The 24,387-nt window shown below is 57.8% G+C and carries 19 protein-coding genes and 1 tRNA gene; 8 read left to right on the top strand and 12 right to left on the bottom strand.

From position 1 onward, the window contains the following. Nucleotides 1-67: 67 nt before the first annotated feature. The 4 genes from JTM80_RS07270 to JTM80_RS07255 form a co-directional block, all read right to left on the bottom strand. Complete coding sequence (locus JTM80_RS07270; RefSeq protein WP_205370872.1) at nt 68-1,537, bottom strand: DUF4335 domain-containing protein; 1,470 nt, start codon at nt 1,535-1,537, stop codon at nt 68-70. Between the two features lie 60 nt (nt 1,538-1,597). Then, nucleotides 1,598-2,173 carry a DUF3038 domain-containing protein gene (locus JTM80_RS07265; protein ID WP_172358683.1) on the bottom strand — a complete coding sequence of 192 codons (576 nt, stop codon included), beginning with the start codon at nt 2,171-2,173 and terminating at the stop codon, nt 1,598-1,600. A 124-nt stretch (nt 2,174-2,297) separates the two neighbouring features. Next, nucleotides 2,298-3,740 carry a carotenoid oxygenase family protein gene (locus JTM80_RS07260; RefSeq protein WP_205370871.1) on the bottom strand — a complete coding sequence of 481 codons (1,443 nt, stop codon included), beginning with the start codon at nt 3,738-3,740 and terminating at the stop codon, nt 2,298-2,300. A 144-nt stretch (nt 3,741-3,884) separates the two neighbouring features. Next, on the bottom strand, nt 3,885-6,302 hold the full coding sequence (locus tag JTM80_RS07255; RefSeq protein WP_205370869.1) for a CapA family protein: 2,418 nt from the start codon (nt 6,300-6,302) through the stop codon (nt 3,885-3,887). A 414-nt stretch (nt 6,303-6,716) separates the two neighbouring features. On the opposite strand from JTM80_RS07255, the gene JTM80_RS07250 reads away from it, so the two are divergent. The 3 genes from JTM80_RS07250 (at nt 6,717) to JTM80_RS07240 (ending at nt 8,597) form a co-directional block, all read left to right on the top strand. Beyond that, nucleotides 6,717-6,914, top strand: a complete 198-nt coding sequence (locus JTM80_RS07250) for a hypothetical protein (protein ID WP_172358684.1) — start codon at nt 6,717-6,719, stop codon at nt 6,912-6,914. Between the two features lie 134 nt (nt 6,915-7,048). Then, nucleotides 7,049-8,401 (top strand): pentapeptide repeat-containing protein, encoded by a 1,353-nt coding sequence (locus tag JTM80_RS07245; protein ID WP_225906843.1) that lies wholly within the window; start codon nt 7,049-7,051, stop codon nt 8,399-8,401. Nucleotides 8,402-8,524: 123 nt separating this feature from the next. Beyond that, nucleotides 8,525-8,597: transfer RNA gene (locus tag JTM80_RS07240), tRNA-Ala, on the top strand. Between the two features lie 1,034 nt (nt 8,598-9,631). Here the strand turns inward: JTM80_RS07240 and JTM80_RS07235 are convergent. Further along, nucleotides 9,632-11,146, bottom strand: coding sequence for an alpha-amylase (locus JTM80_RS07235; RefSeq protein WP_225906842.1), 1,515 nt, complete (start codon nt 11,144-11,146; stop codon nt 9,632-9,634). Between the two features lie 533 nt (nt 11,147-11,679). Here JTM80_RS07235 and JTM80_RS07230 point away from each other — a divergent pair. After that, nucleotides 11,680-12,348: an ABC transporter permease gene (locus JTM80_RS07230; RefSeq protein ID WP_205370865.1), complete on the top strand. Its 669-nt coding sequence runs from the start codon at nt 11,680-11,682 to the stop codon at nt 12,346-12,348. A gap of 5 nt (nt 12,349-12,353) precedes the next feature. Here the strand turns inward: JTM80_RS07230 and cax are convergent, their stop codons facing one another. After that, nucleotides 12,354-13,472 (bottom strand): calcium/proton exchanger, encoded by a 1,119-nt coding sequence (gene cax / locus JTM80_RS07225; protein ID WP_172353219.1) that lies wholly within the window; start codon nt 13,470-13,472, stop codon nt 12,354-12,356. A 273-nt stretch (nt 13,473-13,745) separates the two neighbouring features. Here cax and JTM80_RS07220 point away from each other — a divergent pair, with 273 nt between their 5' ends. Beyond that, nucleotides 13,746-14,681 (top strand): ferritin-like domain-containing protein, encoded by a 936-nt coding sequence (locus JTM80_RS07220; RefSeq protein ID WP_205370863.1) that lies wholly within the window; start codon nt 13,746-13,748, stop codon nt 14,679-14,681. 210 nt (nt 14,682-14,891) lie between these two features. Here the strand turns inward: JTM80_RS07220 and JTM80_RS07215 are convergent, their stop codons facing one another. From JTM80_RS07215 to JTM80_RS07195, 5 genes are all read right to left on the bottom strand, one after another. Beyond that, entirely contained in the window at nt 14,892-15,326 is a 435-nt protein-coding gene (locus tag JTM80_RS07215) for an anti-sigma regulatory factor (protein ID WP_172353222.1), read from the bottom strand. Between the two features lie 3 nt (nt 15,327-15,329). Beyond that, on the bottom strand, nt 15,330-16,961 hold the full coding sequence (locus tag JTM80_RS07210) for a SpoIIE family protein phosphatase (protein WP_172358687.1): 1,632 nt from the start codon (nt 16,959-16,961) through the stop codon (nt 15,330-15,332). Nucleotides 16,962-17,140: 179 nt separating this feature from the next. After that, nucleotides 17,141-18,181: an adenylate/guanylate cyclase domain-containing protein gene (locus JTM80_RS07205; protein WP_172353223.1), complete on the bottom strand. Its 1,041-nt coding sequence runs from the start codon at nt 18,179-18,181 to the stop codon at nt 17,141-17,143. A 196-nt stretch (nt 18,182-18,377) separates the two neighbouring features. Next, on the bottom strand, nt 18,378-18,971 hold the full coding sequence (locus JTM80_RS07200) for a DUF1643 domain-containing protein (RefSeq protein ID WP_172353224.1): 594 nt from the start codon (nt 18,969-18,971) through the stop codon (nt 18,378-18,380). Next, nucleotides 18,944-19,174: a hypothetical protein gene (locus JTM80_RS07195; protein ID WP_172353225.1), complete on the bottom strand. Its 231-nt coding sequence runs from the start codon at nt 19,172-19,174 to the stop codon at nt 18,944-18,946. Before JTM80_RS07195 ends, JTM80_RS07200 begins: the two co-directional genes overlap by 28 nt. A gap of 489 nt (nt 19,175-19,663) precedes the next feature. On the opposite strand from JTM80_RS07195, the gene JTM80_RS07190 reads away from it, so the two are divergent. The 3 genes from JTM80_RS07190 (at nt 19,664) to JTM80_RS07180 (ending at nt 22,810) form a co-directional block, all read left to right on the top strand. Next, nucleotides 19,664-20,683 (top strand): glycosyltransferase family 10 domain-containing protein, encoded by a 1,020-nt coding sequence (locus tag JTM80_RS07190; protein WP_172353226.1) that lies wholly within the window; start codon nt 19,664-19,666, stop codon nt 20,681-20,683. Between the two features lie 155 nt (nt 20,684-20,838). Continuing rightward, nucleotides 20,839-21,855: an Npun_R2821/Npun_R2822 family protein gene (locus JTM80_RS07185; protein ID WP_172353227.1), complete on the top strand. Its 1,017-nt coding sequence runs from the start codon at nt 20,839-20,841 to the stop codon at nt 21,853-21,855. Nucleotides 21,856-21,886: 31 nt separating this feature from the next. After that, the gene (locus JTM80_RS07180) at nt 21,887-22,810 is read left to right on the top strand and encodes an Npun_R2821/Npun_R2822 family protein (protein ID WP_172353228.1); all 924 of its coding nucleotides are present in this window, start codon (nt 21,887-21,889) and stop codon (nt 22,808-22,810) included. Here the strand turns inward: JTM80_RS07180 and JTM80_RS07175 are convergent. After that, complete coding sequence (locus JTM80_RS07175) at nt 22,807-24,387, bottom strand: HlyD family efflux transporter periplasmic adaptor subunit (protein WP_172353229.1); 1,581 nt, start codon at nt 24,385-24,387, stop codon at nt 22,807-22,809. The genes JTM80_RS07180 and JTM80_RS07175 overlap by 4 nt on opposite strands.

The following is a 24,387-nucleotide window of genomic DNA, read 5'->3' as shown; positions in this document are numbered from 1 at the left end:
TACGACGAGTGGAATTGTGTGTCTTCTCCCTCGCGTTCTTGTTGCTTGCTGCCCCTGCTGTCGCCCCCTACTCTATACCTTCCAGCAAGGTCTGCACTCGCCCATCGGGATACAGCACCACCCGCAGCGTGGCGCGGCGGCCTGTGGGCAGGGGTGACACCAACGTTTCGCCCATCAGCGGCATTCCAGAGCGATCGACGTAAATGCCCGCTGCTTCGCCCAGAGGAACAACTTGCTGCACCACGCCGTTTGCAGCGACAATCACGCGATATTCCAGCGCTCGGTTCAGATTTTCTGGCGGCTGCCAGCGAGACTGAAAGTATTGCTGCGCTTCGCCAACCTGGGGAATGCTGCCTGTGGTCAGACGGGACGGGGCAGAACGCACCGCTGCGTCGGGTTGGATCGAGTCGGCAGCAAAGGAGCCGCCAGCGGTTTCTGCATGTTCTCCCGGTAGCCCCATCACGGTTGGGGCAGGCGAGTCCCCGGTTCGCGCCATTGCAGCGGGATCTTCGGGAAGCAGCACTGGAGCAGGAGCCGCCGCCGGACGCTGGGCAGGTGGCTGGGGAATTGCCTGGGGCGGCGCGGCTGGGATTGCTGGCGGGCGGACTGGGGCTGCCTGGGGCGCGGGCACGGGCTGCGGGAGGGTGGCTTGTCCGGGAGCGGCTCCGGCAGGCGGAGTGGGCAGCGGCAGGGTGTCTCCTGGCGGAATGGTGGGAATCGGCGGCGGGCTGGGCAGCGCGGCCGGGCTGGGAACCTGCGCGGTTGCTTCAGGGAGCGTTGTGGTGCTGTAGGCTTCTGGCGCAGGCTGGTTTGCGCTCAGTTCCGATGGCTCTGCGTTTTCTGTGGCAACCGTCGCGCTGGGCGGTGCGTTCACGTCCATCACAAACTTGGCAATGCTGCCCGTTACCCCGACGGCCAGCACAGCTACCGCAGCCACCCGCAGCCATTCGGGCGATCGCCTCGTTCCCGCAGCATAGGGCAAATCCACCGCCATCGCTTCGGCCGTATAGGCATCTAGCGCCTCTGCCAGATCCACCAACTGCGTCGTGCTGAGGCGAACCGTGTCTACCGCTGCGCCCGCCGCCAGCGTCCCTAGATGCAGTTCATGGGCCAGCAGACCTAGCGGCTTTAGCTGGATGTCTTCTGCACCAACCCGCAGGTCTACCCCGTCGCGATTGACGATTTCAAGGCCCTGGGCTGGGGTCTTGTCCTCCGGCAGGCCTTGGGCGACCGCTGCGACGAGGGGCGATCGCTCTGGGGCCAGCCGCAGCAGCGCCTCATCTGCCAACCCTGCATCGGAACCCAGCAGACGCGCCACGTATTCGCTGACGGTTGCGTGTAGCGCTTCTAGCTGACGGCGATCGCCCTGAACCTCTACTTGCTGCTCCGTCGGGCGACGCGGATCGTCAAACCGCAGATTGAACCGCACGTTTTTTATGACCGTCTGATCAGTCCAGCGCGACAGCGCCGACCCAGTGGCCCGCACTTCTAGCGTGCAGGTCGGGGGGGTGTATCGTCGGAGAACAGCAGGTGGCATGTTAGGCGTTGGAAGTGAGGGATCAAGGGTTCGCAGGAAAATCAGGGACGGCTCTGAGGTTCACTTGGCTCGGTCAATCAGCGCCATCCACAGCCGCCGGGCCCCATGCGGGGTGCCATAAAACAGCAGGTCGATCAGCAGTTTGAGGGCGAGGTAGGTGAGCTGGTCGGGGGTTGCTGCATCGTCGTCCATCCGCTCCTGATAAGTGTTGTGGAAGGTGTCGAGGTAGTCGCCCAGGAGCGCGGTTTGGTGCGGTTCGCGGCCCTGCTCGGTGAGTTGCTCCAGCAGCGTGACAGCCCGACGGATGAGTTCCTGGTGCTGCTGGGCCAGGTGGCAGATGATCAGCACGAGCGATCGCGCTTCGTCCACGTCCATACGCTTGCGCCCTTGCCCCTTCCGCAGCGGGCTGGATTGTCGCAGCCGCCACAGCGCCACCCGATCGGCAATGGCTTCCGTCAAGCCGAGCGTGTCTGCTGCCTGGAGCATCGCGTCGGAGCCAATACCCGCCAGTGCCTCCAGCGCCAGCAGCACTAGGTCAAGCTGAGCCTTGATGCTGTCTAGCTGGGCGGGGTCGGGCTGGTTGGCTAGGGGCAGCGCGTCCTGCACAGAGGCGCGGGGCTTGGTGGTCGGCGGCATAAGTCTAGACTAAGGCAGGCGTAACGCGAAGGAGACTCGGTTACAGGTCTTGAAACCAGACACGCAGGATCAGCGATCGAGTTCCCTCCAATCGTATCGCGTTGGCTGGAGGATCAGGCTGCAACTATACCGATCGCCAAGTGCCGTGGAAGCCGATGGGGACGACGCTGGGCAGCCCCAGCCGACAGACAGGGCCCGCTTCTAGGCAATCGCCCGCGTAGATCCAGACCTCGCTCTGGTGGCAATCGCCATCGTAGACCACCGTCAGCAGCCAGCCCTGAGTGGGATGCTCTGGATCGGGCGCAAAAATTGGCTCCACGACGTAGCGACGGGGCCCGGCGGCGGCGACAGTGAGCGTGTCGGTGGTGTGGTCATAGCGGGCGATCGCCCCAAATAGCTCTCCTTGCTCCTCCGCTTTCGGCAGGTGAACCGTGAGGTAGGTGTGCTGCCAGGGCTGCCCCACGTCTCTCGGCGCAACGGTGGGAAACTCGCAGCCCCGCTCCACCACGGCGCTCATGCCCAATACTTTGGCGGACTGTGGATCGATGCGCAGTTCCCATAGGGTGCCCGTGGTGCGGGTGGTGGTGCAGCCTGTGGCGACTTCCTTGAGGAACTGATTCGTTGAAAAATCGGGATAGCGCACCAGATTCAGCAGGATGTCTCCCGCTGCCGTTTCTGCGCCGTTGCCCAAGTGCCACTGAAACCAGGGTTCCGCCTCGCCCCGGCTGATCAGGCTCAAGCGTTCCCGGTCAAAAATCCAAATCTGTGTCCCCATCTCCGGCTTCCAGGCAAAGGCATCGCTGGCGCTTTGTAGATTCAGCAACAGCGGCAGCGCCCGAATCCGCACCGGATTCACCAAAAACACGAGGTATCGTCCCGCCAGCACAAAGTCATGCACCAGCGGAATGCCCTCTAGCGGAATCGCCGCCCGCTGCCTCACCGTGCCATCTGCTGCACAGCGATAGAGATTTAGCACGGCGCTGCGCCCAAAGGACACGCCAAAGTTAAAAATTTCTCCCGTGCGGCCGTCGCGCTTGGGATGGGCCGAAAAGGGCAGCCCGTCCAGTCCGTGGAGGTTCTCCGCGCCGAGGGTTTCCAGGGTTTCCAGGTCGAGCGCGTGGGGCAGTCCGGCTTCCCACAGCGCCAAGAGGCGATCGCCCAGCGCCAAGACGGAGGTATTCGCCACGTTTTTGGGCAGCTTGCCAAATCGAGTCCACAGCGGCCCTGGCGGGGTCATGCCATAATTCCCAAACAGCAGCCGTCCCGCCGCTTCCTCTGCCCGATAGCCCGCCGTTTGCACATAGCGATAGGTGGCCGTAGCCGCGCCCTTGGCAAACCGCACTGCCAGAATCGCACCATCGCCGTCGAACCAGTGCCCCATGCGCTGCCCGCCGCGCTCCAACCGCCCTGGCCCGTTGCGATAGAGCGTGCCTCGCAGTCCGCCAGGAACCCGCCCCTCCAGAACGGGCAGAGGCGTGGGCAAGAATTCCTGGGCCGTGTGCAGAACCGCTGCGGCCCAAGCGGGTGAGGAGGTTGGGGAGTGGAGACTGGGAGAAACGGAACGCATAATCGCTGAAGGCTGCTAGCGATAGCGTAGCGTACTCGTGGGATACGGGGCGACTGGCAGGCTGCCCAACGGGCGATCGCCCGCTACTGCCCTTGATGATGCCCTCCCTTGATCATCCTCTACGGAGATTCCCCTTTATTATTTTTAGTATTCAACCCAGGGTTCCTCCACCAAGTCCGCTGAGTCCGCAGGCGCGTCATCTGGATCATCCCCAATCGCGGCTGGTGCTGCGTCTGGGGCGGGTTCGCTCAGGTTGGCATCCGCCGCAGGAACAGGCGCTTCGACTGGGGCGATCGCCCCTTCAGCAGGGGGGGCCGGAGTCATGGGCGGAGTCACGTCTGGCTGAACGATGGGGCCGGAAATCGCCTTGGCAGGTTCAGGAGCTTTGCGGGTTGGAGATGCCTCGGCTCCGCTGGGCAAGATGGTGGGCGAGAGGGGTTCCTCGGTGGAATAGTCGATAAAGCTATCGCTAGGCGTGTTACCCGGATCGGCGGGCGTGTCGGTAAAGGACTTGGCGGGCGCGTCGGAGGGCGAAGCGTCAGGAGATGCCGGGAGGGGAGCCTGACGATCCAGAATAATTGGTGTCTTGAGCGGCTGGTCAAATAGAGCCGAGGCTTGCTCCAGATAGCGCAAGATCTCCTGGCCTTTGTCTGCGGGGGCGATCGCCGCTTTGTTTTGCTTCACCTGCACAGGCAAAAACTCCAGTCGCATCTGTTCTTCCCGCAGCGACACCTTCAGCATGGCGGTGTTATAGTCGGCTGGCTCAGTACTCGTAGATTGGTCGGGATTTTCTGTCTGAAAAATAAAATCCCCCAGGGAGTAGGCGATCGCCCGTCCTTTGTAAATTTCTGCCCCTTGCAGCACGGTGGGATGATAGCCCACAACGAGATCGGCACCGTGGTCAATTGCAAACCGACAGAGCCGCACCTGGCGATCGCTCGGAAAGCTGGCCAACGCCTCGCCCCAGTGATAGTTCACGACCACCCAATCGACCTGGCTGCGAATCGCGTCAATATCTTCGGCAATTTGCTCCTCCAGCGCCGGATTGGTGCCCGCCCGCCAGAAGCTCGCCGCCTGCAAGTCTGAATCGCTGTAGCCCAGGTAGGCAATACGCTTGCCCCGCACCTCCACAATTTCGGGCTGGCGGGCTTCGCGGCGGTTTCGCCCCGCACCGACCGGACGTAGCCCCTGCTGCTCCAGGGTTTGAATCGCCTGCCTGATCTGAGCAGCAGGCGTATCTGCCGACCCGGTTCCCGCAACGCGATTTCCCGCCGCCGCATTCACCGCTGCCACGTTCACCATCGTCAGCCCCGCATTGGGCAAGGGCAACGGTTCCGCCGCAACGTCTTCTAACATAGGCGGATCGAGCCGCGTCAGCAGCACATCGGGATAGGGATAGGGCGTAGGAGCCGCGTCTGGCACGGGGCCATACAGCGAGGGCACGCGGAAAGGCGACTCGCTGCTAAAGGCCAGCGTTACTGTGGTGGGGTCGGGCACGGTAGAGAGGTCAGACGCGGGCCGCAGCACGGGAATCCGACCGGTGGACGTGGCAATCGTGGGCGTGCCCGTCAGCAGGGACACCGGATCGAGTCGGCGCATCAGTTCTACACCACAGCCCACTAAAAAGATGGCGGCGGCTGTGGTTGCCATGCGGCCGACCTGAGACGGGCTGACCCGTTCTGCCATGTCCACCAGCCGATCGACTGTGGTATTAAACGCCTGCACCGTGGCATCCATTGCCGCATCGAAGGTTTGCACGGTGGCCAGACCCCACGCCTGCCAGTCGGGCAGGATCAGCGTCACCGTCGGCCAGTCTATGCGGGGCATTTCTACCGAAATGGGCGGAATGTGAACCGTTGGAATGTGAACGGCTGGAATTTGCACGGTTGGAAGATGAACAACGGGCAGCGCCACCCGTGGCAGCGTTGCTTCGACGGGACGGAGCGGTCGACGCTGAGCAGCCTTGCGGCGGTGCGGGCGGACTGCGCGACTGGGATGAACCACCAGCGCGTTTGGGGGAACGGTTGCCGGACGACGCGGGCGAGCGGGCCGTGCCACCAGACGTTCGGCAACCTGCTCAGGGGCAAGCTGCACGGGGGTAGGCTGCACAGGGGTAGGCTGCACGGGGGCAAGGGTTCGGCGGCGCGAAGAAGATGTGCGGTATGGCGATCGCCCCATCGGTTGTCGCTGAGTCCTGCGGCGCGGCGCACTTGCCAGAGGGGGGGCAGGATTTGGCGCGGGCGCAGCGGCCAGCCGAAAGGACTGATCCCAGCGGATATCGGCAGACCCCATGACGCGCCCCAGCACGCGCACGCCTTCGATCAAGTTGGAGTTGAGCCGAACGAGGCGGCTGCAAATGAAGCGATTGAGGCGATCGCGCTCTGGCTCGCGGAAAAACTCCACCATCACCAGCAGCCAGCCGGGCCGATCCAGCGCAACCCGGGCGTAGATATTTTGTGGCACAAGGTAGGTGTTCAACCAGTAGGCGATCGCCCGAAAATCTCCGGCTCGCGCCAGTTGCAATACAGACGGTTGAGATAAGGTATCCAAGTCCATAGCCATTTCAAAACATCTTTGAGGGTTCAACCAAATAACCGCCCGCCGCGCCGACCGAAGCCCGGTTTAGCAGATCGCTTGTTTCATCGAACAAGAGTACCCACAGTGTATCGAAAGAAGCGGAAACTTAACGAATTTTGTCTGTGATCAATATCACCCATAGTCTGCGTTTAGCATCACGGGCTAGGAGCGATCGCCGTCAAGCCAAGAAATACTGAAGTCCTTAACATTAAGATACTTAAGAATAGATTTTCCCGTTTCTAGAAGATTTTGGTGAAGCGCACTAGTTACGCCCTAGTACATTTGAACTTGAACTCATTTCAAGTTTCATGTCAAATTGCACCTCAGGTTGCGCTCAGGGTATCCGCCCAAGTCCCCCTACTCAGCTACCAAGAACTCGTCATGGCTAATCGTGGTTCTATGATTGATCGGCTCGTCCGCTCCGCGCTCCAGACTGGCTGCTTGAGCGTCGAATCCGAAGGCTTGATTCGCCAATTGCTGAATAGCCAGTTGCAGAGCGAAGTAGACCTGAAAGCGCTACAACTGCTCCATAGTGCCGTGCAGCAGGGGCGAGTGCAGCGGGAAGCGCCGGAATCTGTTGCACCGCCGGGGCTGTAGCGATCGCCCATCCAGTTCTGGCAGACTCTTGGCGCTGGCTTCAGAGCGGTTTTAGCGCGAGCGATACGCCATGTCTTGGTGTTTGCGTCTAGAATCTGCGGTAAGTTTTAGCTGCGATCGCCCTGATGCCTCCGATGTCCCCGATGCCCGACTCCAACTCATCGCCGCGCCTGCCAGAGCGTCCTCTATCGTCCGATGCTGCGCCTGATTTGACGGTTTCTCTTGCTTCTGCTGCCAGCAACGACGAAGACGAGGTGGCCAAGCTCCCCCGCACGGTTACACGGCTGGCCAGTCCCAGAGAGCGCGGGCTAATCACGGTTGACCGGGGCAATCAATATGCCCCCATGCGGGCTGAGGAGCTAGAAGCGCTGCCCGCCGGACAGCAAAAGCCTGTGCTGATCGCGCTGGCTGTGGCAATCGCCGTAACGCTAGTGGGACTAGTCTTTAACCTGGGCTGGCTAGGTATTGTTGGGTCGCTAGTGGCGCTGCTGCTGTCAGTTCAGGTGGTTTGGGAAGATCTCTATGCGGTCTTTCGAGAAATGCTGTCGGCTCGACAGCAGGTGTTGGCGATCGCCCTGGTGGGGCTGAGTGTTGGGCTGGTCGGGCTAGTGCGGTTTAGCCCCCTGGGAACCTGGATGAGTGCCTGGGCGGCGCAGCTAGATTGGGATGCCGTGGGTGCGCTGGGCGAGGTTTTTGGAGCGATCGGGCAGATCTTAATTGCCGTGATTGCGGTCTATGTGGCCTGGCGGCAGTATGTGATTTCCAAAGACCTGACGATTCAGCAAAACCTAATCACCCAGCAACAGACTATCGACTCCTACTTTCAGGGCATCTCTGAACTGGTGCTGGACTCTGAGGGGTTGCTGGAAGATTGGCCCCAAGAGCGGGCGATCGCCGCTGGACGCACCGCCGCGATTCTCAGCAGCGTTGATGCGGGCGGCAAAGCCAAGGTGATTCGGTTTCTATCGCGATCGCGCCTGTTGACCCCGTTAAAGCGCGATCGCCTGCTGGGCCGCGCCATCCTGGACGGGGCTGGCGGCTACGAAGAAGACCGCACCTTCGGCGTGCGCGTGATTGATTTGGGGGTGATGCTGGCGGGGGCGAACTTGGCGGGCACCGACCTGCGCTGGACTGATCTCAGCGACGCAAACCTAATCCGCGCCAACCTCAGCGATTGTGACTTGGTAAAGGCAAACTTTTCCCGAACCATTCTCTGCGAAGCGAGTTTGGCAGGAGCAGACTTGCAAAGCACTCGATTCTTCTACGGTTCTGCCAAAACTGCTACCCCCCGCAGCCGCACACACCCGCCCGACTACACGACAGGAGCCTACACGGGCGCAGTAATCGAAGATGCCGATTTCACCAATGCCACCCGCATGTCTGAGGAATTGCGATGGTATTGCTGCGCCTGGGGCAGCGAAAAAACCCGCGCTACGATTCCCGGTGGCTGCGAAGGGATTCCCAATCTGCTGGATGCGTCCCGCTAGTAGCAGGGGGACTGAAACCGGGGCGATCGCCCTCCGCGCTCAAGCGGCAGATTTTTTGAGAAGATCTTCACCTCCCTGCTTCCCTGCTAAAATAGCAAATCATCAATACGAATGATGCCTGTCGGGGAGTTAGCTCAGTTGGTAGAGCGCTGCGATCGCACCGCAGAGGCCAGGGATTCGAGTTCCCTACTCTCCATTCCCGAAACGCAATTCCAAGACTACTGCATGGCCGATTCAGAGGCGTTTTGCAGGAGAGCTTGGAGGCATAGGGCCTGTAGACCTAGGCACTGCTTTAAAGCTCTCTAGGTCATTGATTGCCCTGAGTCAATCTCCCTCCTTCAAAAGGGGGACTTCCGGAGTGGCTCGGCTCGGTTCCCCCCTTGTTAAGGGGGGCTAGGGGGATCAAAGGGTTTTAAAACACGCCCTAGGGCTTGGAGGCATAGGGCAAGGACTGGTAGGCGATCGCCCGCTGCCTGGGGTTGCCCGGTTCGTTCTGCCTTACCTTTCGCTTTGTCACCAAGATATTGAGCGATGTAAACCGATTTCAACTTTGGTAAAAGGGTTTCCAAATCTAAATAGGTTAGTGTTAGTTTAAATGCAGGCACAAATCTGGTTAAGAACCCAGAGAAACAAAACTTTTTGGAGATGAGCGTTGTGCCTCCGGCTTAATCTCCGGCATCACACTCGATGCGATTAGTCTTTACATCCTACAGTCAGAGCGAGTCGTACATTTCAAGTTGCTAGACCGCTATCTACAGTCCGAAGGTCAGCAGCAAGTCAATGTCACTCCATAGCTTCAACACCTTCTATAGAGGTTGGGTGAAAGGCTAATAAGCAGGAGCTTTGTGATGGCTTCTGGTCAACCCTTAGTAAATCGAACTGAGCTTCACTGACAACTACTTCGTATAGTTTTCAACTAGTGGCTGATGCTGTTCAGCTAGGAGAGTTCATTCAGTTTTGATCCGATCAATCTGATCGAGATCTAAGTTCAAATCGAGTTCAAGTTCAATTGGAACCGTTCAATTTGGTTCAGTGTTCAAGTTAAGTTGAATCCAGAAAGAGGGGGCTAGTCACAAATGTCTAGTCCCCTTTTACGTGCTTTGATATTTTCTATTTAATATTTGCTTTTATATTTGCTCGGTGGCGATCGCTGCGGCCCTAAGCAATCCGAATCGGGGCTGCCTTCATCAAGGTTGCATTCGCAAAGGCTACATCCGCAGCGATCGCCCCTTAGCTCCCTGACGAGAGCAGTCCCAAGTTCGCCAGCAGAGTCGATACCTTATCCACCAGCGAATCCGCCTGCACCCATACCGACACTGACCCACCGTTGCAGCGAAACTCGCCCCAGCCATCCGCATTCGTCTGCACTGGCTCTTTCACATGTTCGGTAATGTCGTAAAACACGGCATTAGATTTACCCACTTCCATCCATTTGCTGCCACCTGGGCCATCGCTCATGATTACGGCCAGGGCGCGGGGATGCGCTTCGTTTCCTAGACGAGTCCAGCCGATTACGTCTTCATGGTCAAAATAGGTATACTGCTCGCCGTAGGCAAAGTGCTTGCGGGCAAACAGCAGCTTATCCAGAATGTCTTTGTGGCAATCCATCCAGATTTCATACTCGTTGCCGTCGCGCCCTTTGTCTTTGTAATGGGCACCGTAGTAGTCGGCATAAAACACGCAGGGATAGCCCTCCGCCCGCAGCAAGATCAGCGCGTAGGCCAACGGCTTGAACCAGTTTTCAACAGGAGATTCTAGCGCTTGGAGCGGCTGTGTATCGTGATTGTCTACAAAAGTGGCAGCCAGCAGCGGCACCTGCTGCATTAAGGTGTTGTCCAAGATTTTCCGCATGTCATAATAGCCACCTGCCTTGCTCGCTTCGTAAAAGTTGTAGTGCAGCGGCACATCAAACAGCGAGAGCCGACCTTCGGTGTTGGCCAGATACCAGTGCAGTGTGCCCAGGTCTTTGGTCCAATATTCACCCACGGCAAAGAGGCTGCGCTTGGCGTAGGCCTCTAGATGATCCAGCCAGTCGTTGAAAAAGTCGCCGTGGATGTGCTTGATTGCGTCTAGGCGGAAGCCGTCTACGCCTACGGTGTCCAGCGTCCACTCGCCCCAATACTTGAGTTCGCCGCGCACTTCTGGGTGGGTCATGTCCAGGTCGCAGCCCATGAGATAGTCGTAGTTGCCGTGAGCTAGCTCTACTTTGTCCTGGAAACTTTTGTCCTTAAAGCGATAGATCTGATAGCGCCCTGGCTGATACATATTGTGATCCACCGAGTCGAAGTGCCACCAGCGCCACTTCATGCTGGAGTATTTGTCGCCTCGACCGGGAAAATCGAACTGTGTCCACACTTTAATTTTTTCAACGCCGCCGACGGCCGCCAGGCGGTTGTCGGAATCTACAGGCACCGCTTCTACTTCTTCTTCTGCATCGCCGCCCATTTTGTGGTTAAACACAACATCGGCGTAGATTTGCAGTCCGGCCTCTTTGGCTGCTTTGACGGCGGCCAGGTATTCGTCTTTTGTGCCGTATTTGGTGCGGATGCTGCCTTTCTGGTCAAACTCACCCAGGTCAAACAGATCGTATACGCCGTAGCCGACATCGTAGCCGCCGCCGTTTGCTTTGTAGGCTGGCGGCAGCCAGAGAGCCGTAAAACCTGCTTTGGCGATCGCCCCTGCGTCTTGTTGCAGCGTTTTCCAGAGGGTGCCATCGGGTGGCAAATACCAGTGGAAATATTGCATGAAAACCCCGTTGTACTCAGTGCTGGGGTTTTTATGGGATAGCTCCGCAGCGTTCTGGTTTAGCCAATCGATGACGGAGCGCTTGGCTTCTTCGAGAATCTCCTTGCTAAGCTGCGTACCCAGAGCCTTAAACTGTTCACGGAGTTGCTGAAATGTGCTGTTACTCATAGGGCATCCCGATTGAACCTCTGCGAAAGGGGCGGTTTTTTAGATACGGCATTTCCTTGCGGGGTGAGGTCAGCGCTGGGCTAAAAGAATAAGGGGGTTGCGGACTCCCCACAAACCTTGCTTGCTTTGGAAACGCTCTAACAGGATTAAAGAATATTATCGTGAGCCGGCGCCTGTCGGTTGTGATGGTCAGCACGGTGCGGGGGTTGGGGCGGTAGAGGGAGGGAAGCGGCTACCAATCTTCCCCGATATTCCCCAAAATTCCAACACTCCAATACGCCCTTTTCCCAGTGCCTTTTGTTATATCATCGGCTCGATATCATCGGCTCGTCTCCCTCACTCCCAACTCTTCCTTCCAACTCCTGATGCTCTACCTGCTGCGGAACCCAAGCCTGATCTGGAACCTGACACTGGAACATTTGCAGATGACGCTGGCAGCGCTGGCGATCGCCGTTCTGGTTGCCCTACCCGTGGCGCTCTTGGTGACGCACTATCGCTGGCTGTCGGTGCCTGTGCTGGGCGGACTGGGCATCTTGTATACGATTCCGAGTCTGGCGCTGATTATCTTTCTGGTGCCTGTGTTTGGGCTAAATGCGCGGTCGGTCATTGTGGCGATGGTGCTGTATACGCAGGTGATATTGGTGCGAAACCTGGTCGTAGGGCTGGAGGGGATTAAGCCGTCGGTGCTGGAGGCGGCGCGGGGTATGGGCATGAGTCCTTGGCAGCGCTGGTGGCGGGTGCAAGTACCGCTGATTTTGCCCATTTTTCTGGCGGGGCTGCGGCTGGCGGCCATTGTGGCGATCGCCATTGCGACCATTGGCGCAAAGTTTGGTGCAGGCGGACTGGGGACGCTGCTGTTCGACGGCGTTGCCCAGAGCCGCTACGACAAGATTTGGGCAGGGGCGATCGCCGTTTCCCTGCTGGCCTTTGCCATCAACGCCCTACTGCTCTCGCTGGAATGGGCCACCAGCCCCAAGCGCCGGCTCCAGCGCCGCATCGGGCGGCTGAAAGCAGGGTTCGGGGTTCGGAACTAGGCCCCTTAGCTCACGGCTGCTTCGATCACCGGATGATAGAAAAAGGCGATGCCGAGAATGGCGTAGGTCGCCAGCAGCAGCACGCCTTCCAGCCAGTTGGACTTGCCATCGGAGCTAATCGAGTTGGCGATCAGCACAGCCACGGCCACCGCGACGACCTCAAACGGGTTGAAGTTTAAATCCATCGGCTGATGCAAAATCAGCCCCGCCAGCACCAGGATCGGCGCGACAAATAGGGCAACCTGCATACTGGCCCCCAGCGACACGGAAACGGACAAATCCATCTTGTTTTTGATGGCCACGACGACCGCTGCCACGTTCTCAGCGGCGTTGCCAATAATCGGCAGCAAAATCACGCCTGTAAATAATTCCGTGAGTCCCAGCTTGCTGGTTGCCACCTCCAGCGACCCCACCAAAATTTCTGATTCCAGCGCGATAAAGGTCGTTGCGCCCAGCAGCACTGCCGTCCACAGCACCGGGTTGGGCTTGTGGTCGCTGTGTTCTTCGTCGTGGGTGGTTCCCGCTTCACCTTTGAGATCTGCCACGCCTACGTCATACAGATAGCTGTGCGTTTTCATGGAAAACAGCAGCGTCAGCACGTAGACCACCATCAACACGATTGCCACCGCGACGGATAGCTTCTGCATCAGCGGCTCTGAAATACCCGACGAGGTATAGTTCACCGCCGTTGGCAGCAGCAGCGCGATCACCGCTAGGTTCATGGCTGACGCATTCACCCGCGCCAGCACGGGTTGAAAGCTCTGCTCCTTGTACCGCAGTCCGCCCAGCAGCATGGATAGCCCCATGACTAGCAGCAGGTTGCCAATAATCGAACCTGTGAGGCTGGCTTTGACGACTTCTACCAGACCAGACCGCAAGGCGGCGATCGCAATAATTAATTCTGCTGCATTGCCAAACGTCGCATTCAGCAAGCCGCCTAGCGATGGCCCTACCACCACTGCCAGTTCTTCGGTCGCCGTGCCCATCCAGGCCGCCAGCGGCAAAATGGCCAGACACGCCAGCGCGAATTGCACCAGTTCTCCCCAATGAAACACGTAATGCGAGAGCAGCGAGATTGGCACGAAAATGAGCAAAACTGAAAAGATTAAATTTTTAGTACTCATGCAAGCGTCCTGGACGGCTTTTGACAAAGGATAACAAGAGAGATAACAAGAGATAAGAGGGCGATCGCTCGACCCAATCAAGCGGCATTCAGCCACGGCATTAGGTCACACTCAAGGCGAGCAAACCGTAGCGAGCAAACCGTGGCGAGCAAACTGTGATTAAACCATGACTGAACTCGTTCTCCCAGAATCATAGGGGTTTTCCGCATTTTGGGAACCTGGGTTAGGATCTAGGCAGTTTTTACAAAAGTCAACAATCTTTCACTCTTCGCTATGACAGTCGTTTACCCCCGCAAGCTGCAAAGCTCCCTGGGCAGCCTCAGCGCCCGTGACGTGATGAAACAAGTGGTTCGAGATCGCGACATTCACCTGATCACGCTCAATCGCTATCGCTACAGCGAACAGCGGAGTTGCAAAGACCTGACTACCTTGATCGAACAACTGGATGGGAAGCCCGCCGAACTGGTCAAAGACCTATCGCGGCATGTGTCGGACGAAGCTCGCCACGCCATGTGGCTGACGGATTTGCTGGTAGACCTGGGCAGCAGCGTAGGCACGCCCCCCGGTATGTCCTACATCGAAGAATTTGAGCGGTTGCTCGATCAGGAGTCGCCTAGCCCTGAGAGCCTGGATGACTTTGTGATTTCATCGTTGGCGGCCATTAACGTGACCGAAAAGCGCGGCTGTGAATACTTTTCGGGTCATATCCACGCCCTCAAGCAAGCACCGCAGACCGAGGAAAACGTCAAGATTCGGGAAACCCTGGAGCGCATTCTGCCTGAAGAAGCCGCCCACGTCCGCTGGGGCAACCGCTGGCTAGCCCAAATGGCCGACAAAAGCCCGGAGCATCGCGCCAAGGTCGAACAGGCCAAGCGCAAGCACGCCGCGATTGAGCAGGCTGCGTTTGAGTCGGGCATGGACATTACCGCCGGGGCTGAGCTGCGTCGGGTGGGTCATTTGCTGGATATTGCCAACACCCTGCCCGCGTGGCAGCGCCCGCAATATCTGATGGAGCGCCTGCCCCAAAGTCTGCTGTCACCCGACCTCCAGCGCACCCGCCTCGACGCGATCCAGCGAGTCTGGAACCGCGATCCGCAGGCATTTGTGGAACGGTTTGTGCCGATGTTCCTGAGCGGGCTGACGCGGGATGTCAATGGCAAGAAGCCGCAGCCTAACAAGGCTAGTGCTGCCAACGCTGCGGCCAATTAGTGCCGTTGGGCACACAGGACTTATCGCAAGCGCGGAAGTCCAAGCACAGTGACTAGTACAGTGAACCGGCATAATTTGGGCGATGCGGACGAAGCGTTTGGACTGCCCTCTCTGGGCAAGCGCTTGGATGAATCCCTGAGAAACGGTGTCCAGCGCTTCGTCTTTAGTTTTGTTGCCAGGCGGGGCGATCGCCCCCTAATCCCCAACCACCTACCCTTCCACCCCCGCTTTTTCTGGTAGGGTCGCTTGCAACTTTAGGCAATTGCGCCCGCTTACCTGGAGGCGGTATTCTACCTTGTCCATCAGGCGATTCAAAATCAGCCAGCCATAGCCGCCATCCTGCATATCATCTGGGGCAGGCGGCAGATAGGTGGAAAGGTCGTAGCCCTGGCCATGATCCCAGATTTCCAGGTGGATATCTCGATCGATTAGCTCTAGGCGAATCAGTACGGGCAGATTGGGCTGGTTGCGGTGGGCGTGGCGCACGACGTTGGAGTAGGCCTCCACTAGCACCAGCCGCAGCCGATTCGACTGATGGCTCCAGTCCACCAAATCGCCCAGTTCTAGCTCCAGCGAATTGAGCAGCCAGTTTTCGACTACTTGCAAAAACTTCAGGTCGCTGGGAATATGCAACTCGGTTTTCATGGACTACAGAACCTCCAGCGAGAGTATGGTTTGGTCATCTTCCTGGGCATGGCTTTGTGACTGTATGCAGGAAAGCAGTTTGGATAAATCAAGTGGTTGGGGCTGTTGTTTTAGCAGTTCCCAAAGACCTGGCTGGCCGAGCATCAGGCTGTTGCCAGCAGCGTGTGGGTGAGCGAGGGTGGCTTCGGTGATGCCGTCGCTGGTGAGGAGCAGCAGGTCGCCTGGGTTTAGCGTCAGCCGGCCGGCGATCGCCTTCCACACGGGCAAGATGCCCAACGGCACCCCCCTTTCTTTTAGATATAGCGGTTCAGCCGATGGCTTGTTAACCGACCAAACCATCGGGTAGATGTGCCCTGCATTGGCATACACCAATTCTTGCGTGGCGGGGCTGTAGCGGGCCAGCGCCATCGTGATAAAGCAGTTGTTGCTCACCAGATCATCCATCAGGCTGCGGTTTAGGTTTTGCATGACCTGAGCCGGATCGGGCGGGCTTTCCTGATAAATTTCGCGCCGCAGCACCGAAATAGCGCTAGCCATAAACAGAGCTGCCGGAACGCCCTTGCCCGACACATCTCCTACGCCCAGCCAGAGGTCGCCCTGGGGATGCTCGTAAACCTCGAAAAAGTCGCCGCCGACCTCCCGCGCTGGGTGGCAACAAGCCTGAATTTTGGCGGTGTCCAGTTCGGGCAAGCTCTGGCGCAGCAGGTTGGTCTGGATTTGACGAGCGACGGCCAGTTCTGCCTGCATTTGCTCGGTTTGTCGCTGGATGCGCTGATACAGCTTGGCCTGGGAAATAGCCAGGGCGACTCGTTCTGCCACTTCCTGAATTAGGTCAAGATCTTCTTCTGACCAGGCGATCGCCTGTCCCTGGCGGTGGAGGCTGGCGATCGCCAACAATTCCTGCTGATAGATCAGCGGCAGCGCCAGCCGGGTCTCTTGCTCGTCTGATTCCGAAAGCTGCACCCGACGGCTCTGCAAAGCGGCCAGCAGCGCATCATTTGGCAGAACCGGGGCTTTTGCGACCTCGCCAGAGGCATGGCCAAAGCTGAATAGGTTGGGCAGCAGGCGATAGGTGTTGCCGTCGTCGCCTATTACGCCCTCTGTGTCCTGCTCTACCGGATGCAGCACGCAGGTTGCCCCAAAGGTTTGCCCCAGCACCTCTACGATCCGCTGCATCATGCTCTGGTAGTCCAGCGATTCGCGGGTTGCCGTGGAAACTTTATTGAAAATGGACTCCCGCCGCAGGGCGCGATGCAGCTCGTTGGTGCGTTGTTTGACCACGCGATAGGTATCGGCGGCCTGCTGCACCACGGTCATCAGGTCTTCTGGGTTCCAGGGTTTGGTGATATATTTGAACACCTTGCCCGCGTTGATCGCGTTTACCAAATCCTCGACATCGGTATAGCCCGTAAGCAGAATCCGAATCGTATCGGGAAACTGGCGGGCGACATGGCTGAGAAACTCGGTGCCGTTCATCTTGGGCATCCGCTGGTCGGAAATAATGATGCCCATTTCACCCACCTGATCCAGCAGGTTGAGCGCATCCAGGGCGCTGTCTGCTCGAAACACCTGAAAGTCGCGCCGAAACGTGCGGTATAGCAGATCCAGGTTGTCGGCTTCGTCGTCTACCACCATCAGCCGCAACTTGTTTCGCTCTACCGGGGATTTGTTTTGCACGGGTTGTTGTAGGTCGTATGCGATCGCCAAATCGCCATTCTCCAGGGTTCACGCTCTTACACCCAAAGTACCCAGAGGAAGGCGATCGCTATCAGAGGAGTGGCTGGCTCATTCTGGCTCATTACAGTCTCTTCATCCTATTCTCCCACGCCGATCATCCGTCTCCCTAGCTGACGCAGCCAGACCCATACCCGTCGGAAGCGGGAGGGCTTTTGGGGTTGGCAGGATTGCGCCAGGAGGGCGATCGCCCCGGTGGCATCGGGCGCAATGTCGATCACTTCATACAGTCGATATTCGCCGCTCTTGCCAGGGAGCGACATGTCGCACTGGCGACCCAAGCTGACCAGCGGCTGCACCTGTTGATAGACTGCCTCGGAAACGAGGAGACTAGTCCCCACCGCTTTGTTGGCGGCTTCAATCCGGCTGGCCAGATTCACCGTGTCGCCAATGGCGGTAATTTGCTGGCTCTTGGGAGACGCGCCCACCGCACCCACCACCACCGAGCCGTAGTGAATGCCAATGCCAATTTTGAGCTGGCGCTGATAGAGCGTTTCCAGGTAGGCGTTAAATGCTTCCATTGCAGTTTGCATGTCTAACGCGGCGCGGACGGCTCGCTCCACCGGGCGATCAGGACAGTTCCAGCCAAATAGCGCCATGAATCCATCGCCCATGTAGTTATTGATGATGCCACCGTAGCGTTCGATGATTTGCCCCATGCGGCTGAAATAGCGGTTCAGCACGTAAATCACGTCGTAGGCGGGCAATACTTCCGCAAAAGCAGTAAAGCCCCGCAAGTCCGCAAAGAGAACCGCCAGCATTTGCTCCTCGCCAATAGCGCTGCGCTGCCCGCTTAGCTGCTGCTCGACCAGCGACATGTCTTCGGCATCCACTACCAGTCGCCGCACCGTGACCTTGCCCTCGCCCAGGACTTGGGTTTGGCAGGCCAGGCGCATCTTCGGGTCAAAGCAAAGGCGCTTGGCCAGACCATCTTCGGCATCGTTGCGCGGGGAACAGTATTCCAGACCTTCCAGTACCCACACTCGACAAGTGGAGCAGCGGGCACTGCCGCCGCACACATGGATATGCGGAATACCTGCATAGAGCGAGGAGGCGAGGATCGTGTCGGTTTCCTCGGTTTCGACGCAGCGCTCGTCGGGGAGATAGTAGAGCAGGGGCATAGGGGATGCGCTTTAGGAAGAGGGCGGATTTACTCTACCTTTCCCTGTTCTACAAGCACGTCCACAGGAATTCAGCAGAATCCACGCAGTTCGTAACAGCCACGCAGTTCGTAACAGCATTGCTGGGTTGCTGGTTTGCCCATGTCGATTTTGGATAGGACTTACGCAGTTGGACGATTTCTCACGGGCTGCTACGTCAGTCTTTGGTACATTCGCTGGGTGGCGAATAGCAGATGGGGAGGGTTCCGCCGGGTACGTAGAGCGGGTGGCGGGGCTGTTGCTGCTGGGTGAGGCCCAGGCAATGAAGCGGATAGCCCGACAACAGTGCCAGCACAGCGCGATCGCGCTGATAGAGCGATCCCCCGTTGCCCCAAGCGAGAATAATCTGAGCTGCTCGTTCGGCAGCGGTGATGAGGGGGCGATCGCCCGCCTCCCCAATCGGATCATCCACCTGCTTCAGGTCTTGGGGCCGCGTTGTCCGATAGGCAAACAGATTCACCACCTCCAGCCCGCCATGGCCCCAAGCTTTTGCCAGCCCAATGCAGCGGCGAATCGTTGGGTCGTTGCGCTCGGCATCGGCCGTGCTGGGATTGAGCATGACAAACACCACGCGAGGAGCAGCAAAATCCCACATACGCCACAGCGCGTAGCGATAGCGCCCCGACGGGTCAAAGGTTGCCCCTGCTGGCTGAATCTCTGGCTGGACAGATGGCTGAACGGCTGGCTGAGTGGTTTGCAGTGTGTGAGCGTCTTTTACATCTTTTACATAAAACACTTGACGCGCTGCCATTGCCCCTGCTCGTCCTGGCAATAGTAGCAGCCTTCCCACCAGATGCAGCGATCAAAGACGGCATCAATCTGACGGCTCTTTTTGGGCTGTTCGCTACTGAGCAGATCTACGATTTCATCTTTGCGGTCTTTGGCACCGGAGGCGATCTGGTCTAGCGTGGACTGGAGATCGCGAGAGACAAAATTTTCAGTTTGCTGCAACATGATCCAAATCAAACACTCGATATCAAAAACGGAAAAATCCTCACAAACGTCGAGGAACGCTTTAGAAGGGAGTCTCCTAGAAGGATGTTCTCAGGGAGCGTTCCGCTTCTGCTGTGCCTGACGGTTGTTATACCTGACAGTTGTTTTGTCTGACAGTTGTTTTGTCTGACGGTGGGGAATCCCTATGGAGTTCCCTGATCCCACTCTATCTTCCTGAAGATGGCGTGGTCTTGAATTGAAAACATACTTAACCCTTATACGGGATATAAGCAACTCCTATGTATGCAACCTGTGCTGTGGAACCTATGCTATGTGAACCTCTGCTACGCAGTATGGAGCCTCTGCTACGGAGCCTCTGCTACGGAGCTTCTGCATGGAGCAGCGTATAAGTCGCTCTGAAGCGGACGGCACGCCCGACCCTGCTGTACGATTTGACGCACTGTGTTGTAGCACAGTCATTCTCTGGACACCCCAAAGGGGCTGATTTCTATGGGCAGTGTCACCATTGGCATGATCAGCAGCTATGCTGACCTCCGTCCGCCGCCGTGGGACTGGCTGTGGCGGCAGAGTCCGCACCCCTTTGGGCTGTGGAAGGGAATTCAGGTGTTGGCGAATTGCCCCAATCCCGACGGGCTGCTGCTGTATAACTTCCACGACTTTCCCCGCGACGCGGCTGACGACGCTGCACCAGCAGGAAGGTTTCGCTGGCCGTGGCGGAAGGCGCAGTCCAGCAATGCGGGGCAGGTCAGAGAATTTCAGCAGAAAGTGCGATCGCTCTCCCCCGAACAAATTCTGTTTTCCTACCGGGAGCCGCCCTTTCCCGAAAAGCAACAGGCGCGAATCGACACCTATCGACGGGCGCAGCAGTGGTGCGGCGTGGTGTCTGGGCCCGACGACTTTGCACCCGTGTCGGAACCTATGCCTGCTATCTGGTATGTGTCGCAGCCGTTTGACTATTTGCAAGCCGCGCCGCCGCCCGCAAAGCTCCGCCCCTGTAGCTGGATCACGTCGGGCATCGACCGCACAGCCAATCATCGCCATCGGCTAGATTTCCTGCGGCGGCTGCAAGCCAGTGACGTGCCCTTTGACCTGTACGGGCGGGGCTTGCCAGACTGGGCACAGGTGAACCGGGGGCAGATCCGCACGTTTGGCCCGGTGGCGGATAAATGGCACGCGATCGCCCCTTACACCTACAACCTGGCGATTGAAAACTTTGCCGACAACGAGTGGTACGTGAGCGAGAAGCTGTGGGATGCCCTGCTAGCTTGGAGTTTGCCGATTTATTACGGCGGTAGCGCGGCAGATCGGCTGCTGCCCTCTGGCAGTTTTTTGCGGCTGCCCAGCCTGGATGAGCGTGGCATTGCCTACATCCGCAACATCACTGCCACGCCGGAAGCTTGGTACGCTGCAAAGGAGGCGATCGCCGAAGCGCGTCAGGTTATTCTGCATGAGTTGAACTTGTTAAACTGGCTGGCAGTGAGGGCAGAAGCGTTAGGGATTCGGGCTTAGAGAGAATCATATCGATGCTCGATTTTGGATTTGCGGTTTTGGAGCGTCAGTCAAGTGCCAGTCAAGTACCAGTCAAGTACCAGTCAATCGTCTGTGGGGCTTCCAGTCATTGCATTCGTCGCTCCGCTCGGGGAAAACTGATATCAAGGGGCTGAATGGACGGCATTTATACGCTGGCGAATGATGTCGTGTGCAACCAACTGGTGGCGCTGCTGAACAGCATTGAGGTTCATGCAGGGCGCGAGATGCCCGTGGCGGTGATTGCCTACGACAACCGTCTGACGAATGTGCAGGCGGCGATCGCCCCTCGTCCGCAGGTGATGCTGCTGGATGATCCGGCGCTGTTTGCCCCGTGGGAGGCGTTTTCGCGACAGGTGTGGCAGAGGCATCCAACGGCGATCGCCACCTGGCGCAAGAAGGGCATTGCTGATGTCTATCGACTCACCTCCAACCGACGCTATGCGGCGTTTGATGGGCGTGCGCCGTTCGACCGATTTCTTTATCTAGATGCCGATACGCTGCTGCTCAATTCACCCCAAATCTTCTTTGCAGCGCTCGATTCCCATTCGCTTGTCACCTACGACTTTCAGCACAAAGATCCGTCACACATTTTTGATGTGACTGCTTCAAAATTGCCAGAAGTGTTTAGCCCCGCTGAGATTCATCGCGCTATCTTTTGTGCAGGGTGCTTTGCGGGTAGACGGGGTGCATTTTCGGCAGAACAGCGCGACTGGCTATTGCAGCACCTTGCCGCAGGAGAAGCAGAAATCCTCTATCCCAATGCGCCCAATCAGTCAGTTTTGAACTACATGGCCATGCGGCTTGCTCAGCGTGAAAGCGCATCGTTTTCAATTCATAACCTGGCACTGCATTTGCCCCCTGAACAGGCAACAGGAAATTCCGTCACCTCCAGCCATTTTGTTGAGCAAGCGGGCCGGGTTTACGATCGCGGACATCCGCTGACTTACTTGCATTACATTGGGCTACCTGCCGATCTGTTCAATCAACTTTGTAGCGGCAGAAATGTGGATTTTCCCTACCGAGAAACCTTCTTGCACTATCGCTATTTGTATGAACCAGAAAAGCAGCCGGAGTCCCGTGGTAAGAGGGTTTTGGCAAAGCCTGGGGTCGTGAAACGAATCTTGAAAAAGTTGCGGCTAGCGTTTGGATAGAGAAGATGAGGAGTCTGAATTCGGTGGGCGGATGAATAAACCAAAGGAGCAAGATCAGGATCATCAGGATCAAGTTTATATTTTGGGCAATGATCGCGTGCTGGATCAGGCGATCGCCCTGCTCAACAGCATTCGGCTCTATGATCCTGAAACGCCCGTCGTGCTGATTCCCTACAACGACAAATATAAAGAGGCAGCGGCGGTTTTGGGCGATCGCTTTGGAGTGACGCTGTTTCCCGATTTGACCATTTTGGAATGGCTGGATGCCACGATTGAGGAAACCTTTGGCAGCGATTTTTTTACACGGCCGCAGCAGTTTCGCAAGCAGGCGGCATGGTTTGGAAAACCCGGTCGATTTCTCTATATCGACACCGATATTGTGGTGTTTGAACGCATTATTGCGGTTTTAGAGCATTTGCAGACTTACGACTTTATCTGCTGCGACTATCAGCATCGCGGCGGCATTCAAAATGTGTTTACTCCGGCGATTCTAGAGGCTCCAGGGTTTAGCGAAAGCGTCCTGGCGGAAATCTTTAATTGTGGCTTCTGGGGCAGCAAAACCGGGCTGATTTCTGCCTCAGACTTGGAAGCTGTCTTTGCAGAATGTGCGGCTCATCCTGATTATTTCGACTTTAGCCAGAAAACGTCCGATCAGCCGATTATTAATTATCTAGTGCTAAAGCAAATTTCCAATCGGTTTAACCTGGTGCATCGATCCGGCGGCGCACCGGGAAACTGGGCCGGCAGCAAGTTTCGCCAGCGGGATTGGCGGCTGTTCGACCCGAACATGAATCAGCCGCTGCAATATTTGCACTGGGCTGGCTTCCGACTCCAGCCGGGGTGTCCCTACTGGGCGCTGTGGCAGCACTACCGCGACTTGAATGACTGGAATGAGTCGAAACTGCGATCGCCCAGATCGCCCAAATTTCGGTTCCGCCTGCCCTGGCAATCCTAGCGGACGGTTTTGATGCTCTCGATGCGGCGCGAGAACAGGTCAGTGAAGATGCTCAACACCGTGCGATCGCGCGTAATGATGTTAGCCGTTACCGCCATCCCCGACTGGAGCGGAATTTCTCTGCCATTCACCTTCAAGGTCTGGCTATCCAGCCGAATCTTGGCAGGAAACCGATAGAAGGGGTAAATCTGGTCTGGAGGCAGCGCATCTTCGCCGATATTCACCACTTCTCCCTTGATGTCGCCAAATTCGCTGAAGGGGAAAGAGTCGATTCGCACGTCTACAGGCAGCCCCTCGCTAACAAAGCCAATGTCTTTGTTGGTGATATAGACCTCAGCCAGCAGGTTATCTGTGGGCACGACTTTCAGGATCGGCTCGCTCGTATTAGCCACAAAGCCAATGCCCCGCGCCTTCAGGTCAAACACCACCCCATCAATGGGGGCGCGAAGCTCCTGATATTTCAGCGTGAGTTCGGTCTGGCTAAGCTGGCTGTTGATTTCGGCGATGCGGCGCTCGTTGTCTACGATCGCCCGGTTAATCTGGCTGTCAATATCTGCAATCCGCTTTTCGTTGTCGGCAACTCGGGCAAGCAGGTCGGTGCTAGTCGTGGCGACGGTGTTGGAAAGGCGCTGACGAGCCTGATCCACTGCTAAACTCAACCGCTGCTGTTCTAGCGTGAGCCGATTCACCTCTGCCCTACGATCCATCATCTGCTGGCGCTGTCGCAGCATTTGAATCCGTGAGAGTGCCCCTTGTTCCGCAAGCGGCTCGATATCGCGCAAAATGCCTTCGTCGATGGCCAGCGTTTGGCGGGCGGTGGAAAGCTGCTCCTGGGTTTGGATTAACTGCTGCTGGAGCTGGGCCACTTCAAGCTGGGCGGCGGCGGCGCGAGACTGTGCCTCAAGCTGGCTTGCCGACAGGCGAATCCGCTCTTCGTCAGAAAAGCTGCCATTTCCGCCATAGACCTGCGCCCGAAAGAGCGCTGTCTCCGAGGCAAGGGTAGCGCGGTTGGTCAGCAGCGCCCGCATTTCGGGGGGAATGCTCTGGGGCTGGTTGGATGGCTCTAGAGAGATGCCACTGAGGGCGCTACGGTAGAACTGGTTTTCGGCTAAGTAGGAATCGCGCACCTGCTCCAACGAACGGCGCTGGGCTGCGGCGGCCGTCGGGTCAAAGCGGATGAGAACCTGTCCTTGCCGGACTCGCTCGCCTTCTTCTACCAAAATTTCCTGAACCACGCCGCCCACAGGAGCCTGTATCTCCTGAACGCGATCGCCCGGTTCTAGCTTGCCCGTCGCAGGCACTGCTTCCTCAATCCGCGCCACGGCGGCCCACAGCAGCACTGCCGAAGTCACGCCGATGATGCCGCCGACCACCAGCTTTGACCACAGCGAGGTCTGCTGCAAGATCACGGGCTGGTCAAACGCCTGGGCCCGTACCTGCTTTTGCGATGGCAACTGGGTTCCTGTTTCTTCGTCCGGGGATACCAGCACCAGTTCCGTCTCCTCCGGCTGAATCGGAGTCTTGGCAGAACCGTTGGCGGCTCCGTTTCCGTTGTGTCTGGGGGAGGTCTGAGTCAT

It is taken from the genome of Thermoleptolyngbya sp. PKUAC-SCTB121, from assembly GCF_016919485.1.
In the GTDB taxonomy this organism is placed as follows: domain Bacteria; phylum Cyanobacteriota; class Cyanobacteriia; order Elainellales; family Elainellaceae; genus Thermoleptolyngbya; species Thermoleptolyngbya sichuanensis.
The sequence above is the reverse complement of the archived record's forward strand: the minus strand, read 5'-3'. Positions and strand labels throughout refer to the sequence as shown.